Here is a 4,206-nt window from a genome sequence, read left to right on the forward strand (position 1 = left end):
TTCCCAGATGCGACAGAACCAAATATTTACTCTGGAAAGTAATTTTGTTTAATATTCTAAATTCTGCACTAATTATCTTGGTAACTTTTTTAAGTTTTAAAATAGAATTATTTTGCATAATTTTAAGTAAAACTATTTTATGTATAACAAGTTTAATATTTCTGAAATCATTCTTAATATACTGGCGCAAAACCCTGAGAAAATTTACTCTTTTGAAGATTTAACTAGTATGCTTATTCCTTATCTTGATCAATCGCTGCAAGAGAGTTTACTTATCCAAAGGTCAAATCAGGCAAAAGTCTTAGATGCATTAATAATGCTAGATAGTGAAGGTCTTATTATTTTAGATTCGGCTACAGATACAAGCATTATAACTATTAAGGGACTAATAAATATAAGCAGCAAAAGCTTTCTAAATTGATAAACAGTCTTTTTTGACTTTCTAAATATATTACCCATTAATACCTTTGTTAAAGAACTAGTACCAGTATAAATATCATTTATCTGCTTATTCTGCATTTATCACTGCAATATTTCACTTCGTTCCAGATTTTTTCCCATTTTTTTCTCCACGCAAATGGTCTCTGGCAGACAATGCAGATTTTAGTGGGCAGGTTTTGTTTTTTTAACTCCTCTCATTTTTTTGTTTATTTCTAAAACTCCAAACAATATCATTGGCGTATTTTCGAGTTTGTTCTATGTCAACTATAGGCTCTGGATAATCTCTTCCTAATTCGCATTTGTAAAATTGCTGCTCAATAAGATTTAATTTCCATGGTTCATGAATTAATTGTGGTGGAATTTCAGCCAGCTCAGGCAGCCATTTCTTTATAAATATGCCCTCTGAATCGTGCTGCTGTGAATTTTTTACGGGATTATAAATTCTAATGGTATTGCCTGTTGTTGTACCGGCCTGCATCTGAATCTGCGGATAATGAATTCCGGGTTCATAATCTAAAAACTGTCTTGCCAAGAAATGAAGGTCCCGCCAGTCCTGCCACAAATTGAATGTGAAAAAGGAAACCAGCATCGCCCGCATTCTAAAGTTAATATAACCTGTCTGGACTAAACATCGCATACAGGCATCAACAATAGGAACGCCGGTTTTGCCTTCCTGCCAGGCTTTTATATAGATTTCGTTTTTTGGCTTGAGCAAGGAATCGTAATCTTTGTTTATATTTTCAAATTCAATTTGACAGTCATTTTCAAATTTTTGCATAAAATGGCAATGCCAGTGTAGTCTGGAAACAAAATTTAGCATGGCTCTTTTGTTGTATGATGTTTCATAAAACTGATTGGTATATTGATACACCATTCGCATGCTTATGTTTCCGTAGGTTAAATAGGGAGATAAACGGCTACAGCCTTTTCTGCTTAAACCGGGTTTGGAAATATGTTTGCTGTAATTTACATGTCTCTCTTTTGCAAAACTCTCTAAGTACCGCCAGGCCCAATATTCGCCCCCGTGTTGAAAGTTTTCATTTCTCTCTGTTATTTCATCAGAAAGTGTTTCTCCTTTTAAATTTTGATAAAAATCAGGATCTAAATTTTCAAATTTAAAAGTATTCAGGTCAATCATTTTAGGAATTGCGCACATTGTTTCTTCCCAGCGCTTATCCCAATCTTGTTTTGATCGCAGCTTTCTGATAACACCATGGAGCTGAGATTGTTTCCAAAGAATTTTATGATCATCAAATAAAAACTGCATGGCAATATCCCTGTCAAAAGTAACTTTGTTGCCAATTTCCTGATGCGAAAACACTGTTTGAACCTCATAAAGACTGCATAAGTGCTCAAAAACAGTCTTGACTTCGTTATGAAAATAATAAATCTGCGCAGCAAATGATTTTAATTTAGACTGCATTTCCTTTAAGGATTCATAAACAAACCGCCAATGACGGACATCAGCATCATCGCAAGCCATTATTGAGGGTTCAAAAAAATAAACCAAAAGAAGAGGGATATTTTCCTGCTGTGCCATAAAAAGAGGTTCGTGATCTGTAAAACGGAGATCACGTTTGAACCAAATAATATTTATCTTTTTTTTATTCAACTTTTAAGCAGTGATGTAATTTCCTTATCAGGCTTTGCATAGCTTAATCGGTCTAACTGCATGGTTTTATGATAGCTGTCCAGACCGGAACAAGTAACGGTATTGGCTTTTTCTAAATCGAGGAAACCATCCTCAGACAAGCAGTCTTCGGGAATGAAAATCTGGACTATTTCCCCGATAATCATAGTAGTATTATTGATTGAAATGGCTGTTTTTTCTTTAAATTTAATGCCTAACTGTACGTTGCTTTCGAGCACAAAAGGAGCTGGAAAGTTATTTTTATATTCCGCACTGAGTCCTGCAGCATCAAATTCTGAAATTTCTTTATTGTATCTCGCTGATGTCTGATGTGCCTGCTGGTAGATCTGTTCATTGATATGATTAATGGTATAGAATCCTGTATCTAAAATATTTCTCATGGTATCACGCTCGGGCGGGCTAGGGCGAAAAATCATACCTATTAATGGAGGATTTGCTCCAATATGAAAAAAAGAACTAAAAATGGATAAATTAGTATTTCCCTGTACATTAGAAGTTCCTACCAATGCCACACTTTTAAAACCGCCTAAACTATTGATTAGATGCACGGCAGTTTGCTTTTCCATTTTTTCCAGATCACTGGTTTTAAAATTTATTTTGTTTTTCATTATCTTGGAGTTTTACTAAAAAATGGAACTTTTCAAATCAATGAGTATCCATTTTTTATCACTGTTAAGTCTAAAAGTACCAACATGTTCCTTATTCCATTCTTTGGGGCCTATTAGTGAGAGAAAATTAGAACCATCTGCATCTTTGTATAAGTGGTATATTTCACCAACAATGGGTTCAAAAGAAAATCTGGCATTGTATACCAATTCATTCCATTGGAATTCTTCGATTAAATCCTGGTATTGCATTTTTAGTTCATTGAATTTACTTTCAAACTCTTTGTTTACCTTATTTAGGCCCATGCCTTTCCATCCTGCTAAATCATCTGCTTTTATTACCGGTGCACCAACACTTGTAGCATATGGCAATAGGCTTGCATTATAACCATGCTCAGAAGAAAATACTACATTATCGGGTTTATCTTTTTTTATCATCTTCGAATATTTTTATTAACGCTTAGATATTTTATTATTTGAAATTGCTCTTTGCCTGTTACATTTAAATCTGTCTATTGTTTCGGCTCTCTTTGCAGCGTGTTTTGTTTTACAATTTTCAACGCGAATGCGCCATAATTTATAACTGCTGAATTTTAGCTCTTTTTTCATTAAAGCTTTCACATCGGCTTCTGAAAGATGAAATTGAAATTTTATTGCATCAAAAGGTGTTCGGTCTTCCCATGCCATTTCTATAATTCTATCGATCTGAATTTCATTCAATACACCATTATCGATTTTTACAATGATTGACTTTATCATACATTTTGTTTAACAGTTATTAAATACCATTAAACAAAAATAGTACTTTTACAGTTATGAGAGAATTGATAATACATTAAATCTTAAACCAATAGATATAATCTAAAAGATGGGAAGAAATTCTATTTTATAAATTGATAAAAAATCCAGGCCACAATTCTTTATTTCAAGAATTCCAGCTTTTAAGTACTTAAAAGGGCTAAAAGAATAACATTTGATTTTTAAAGTTTATAATCAATTGATTAAAATTACTTAATTGAAAACTTGGAGTGCCAAAGATAAAGAAGAAGAAATTTGGTTCTGTCGCATCTATCAGAATCAGATATAAGAATTTAAGTAATTTAAAATTTAGCCCGCCAATTTACAGAATGATTTAAACATAGATATCCCGGGTTTGACCATCTGATTCTTTCTTAGCATATGCACAACTTCAATTCCACTCAATGTTCGTTTTGCCGATTCAAAACTTTTAAAACCTAATCCGTTTTGTATGCGCCATTTTATAAATCGATGGTCCTGTTCGACAATATTGTTGAGATATTTACACTGTCGGATTTTAATCTTTGAGAATGAACGTTTGTTATAGACTTTGATCGCTGCTGTATTAGAACCGCTTTTATCAATGTTTATTACTCTTGGCCGGAAATTATTACCAATTGCTTTAATTAGAAAAGACTGAGCGCTCATTCTTTGTCTTTTTCTGGTCAAAAGAAAGTCAACCGTATGGCCTAATTTATCTACTGCTCGATA

General features: G+C 33.2%; 7 protein-coding genes. 1 reads left to right on the forward strand and 6 read right to left on the reverse strand.

What is annotated here, in order from left to right:
• Positions 1-139 precede the first annotated feature (139 nt).
• Entirely contained in the window at positions 140-421 is a 282-nt protein-coding gene (locus tag B0A64_RS22615; RefSeq protein ID WP_089481738.1) for a hypothetical protein, read from the forward strand.
• 79 nt (positions 422-500) lie between these two features.
• On the opposite strand, the gene B0A64_RS22620 is transcribed toward B0A64_RS22615, so the two are convergent.
• The 6 genes from B0A64_RS22620 to B0A64_RS22645 form a co-directional block, all read right to left on the reverse strand.
• Positions 501-614: a DUF2256 domain-containing protein gene (locus B0A64_RS22620; protein WP_089481742.1), complete on the reverse strand. Its 114-nt coding sequence runs from the start codon at positions 612-614 to the stop codon at positions 501-503.
• 11 nt (positions 615-625) lie between these two features.
• Positions 626-2,053 (reverse strand): cryptochrome/deoxyribodipyrimidine photo-lyase family protein, encoded by a 1,428-nt coding sequence (locus B0A64_RS22625; RefSeq protein WP_089481739.1) that lies wholly within the window; start codon positions 2,051-2,053, stop codon positions 626-628.
• A complete protein-coding gene (locus B0A64_RS22630; RefSeq protein ID WP_089481740.1) occupies positions 2,050-2,700 on the reverse strand; it encodes a flavin reductase family protein in 651 nt (216 codons plus the stop codon). The genes B0A64_RS22625 and B0A64_RS22630 overlap by 4 nt, the downstream gene beginning before the upstream one ends.
• A gap of 15 nt (positions 2,701-2,715) precedes the next feature.
• Positions 2,716-3,132 carry a DUF2452 domain-containing protein gene (locus tag B0A64_RS22635; RefSeq protein WP_089481743.1) on the reverse strand — a complete coding sequence of 139 codons (417 nt, stop codon included), beginning with the start codon at positions 3,130-3,132 and terminating at the stop codon, positions 2,716-2,718.
• An 18-nt stretch (positions 3,133-3,150) separates the two neighbouring features.
• The gene (locus B0A64_RS22640; RefSeq protein WP_089481741.1) at positions 3,151-3,456 is read right to left on the reverse strand and encodes a TIGR03643 family protein; all 306 of its coding nucleotides are present in this window, start codon (positions 3,454-3,456) and stop codon (positions 3,151-3,153) included.
• Between the two features lie 348 nt (positions 3,457-3,804).
• Positions 3,805-4,206, reverse strand: a 402-nt coding sequence (locus B0A64_RS22645; protein ID WP_123875950.1) for a DDE-type integrase/transposase/recombinase, incomplete at its 5' end; no start/stop codon positions are given.

It is taken from the genome of Flavobacterium araucananum (assembly GCF_002222055.1).
In the GTDB taxonomy this organism is placed as follows: domain Bacteria; phylum Bacteroidota; class Bacteroidia; order Flavobacteriales; family Flavobacteriaceae; genus Flavobacterium; species Flavobacterium araucananum.

Bases quoted from the DNA above. Each gene is read 5' to 3' on its own strand.
- B0A64_RS22615 (WP_089481738.1), top strand. From the start codon at position 140: ATGTATAACAAGTTTAATATTTCTGAAATCATTCTTAATATACTGGCG.
- B0A64_RS22630 (WP_089481740.1), bottom strand. From the start codon at position 2,700: ATGAAAAACAAAATAAATTTTAAAACCAGTGATCTGGAAAAAATGGAA.
- B0A64_RS22640 (WP_089481741.1), bottom strand. From the start codon at position 3,456: ATGATAAAGTCAATCATTGTAAAAATCGATAATGGTGTATTGAATGAA.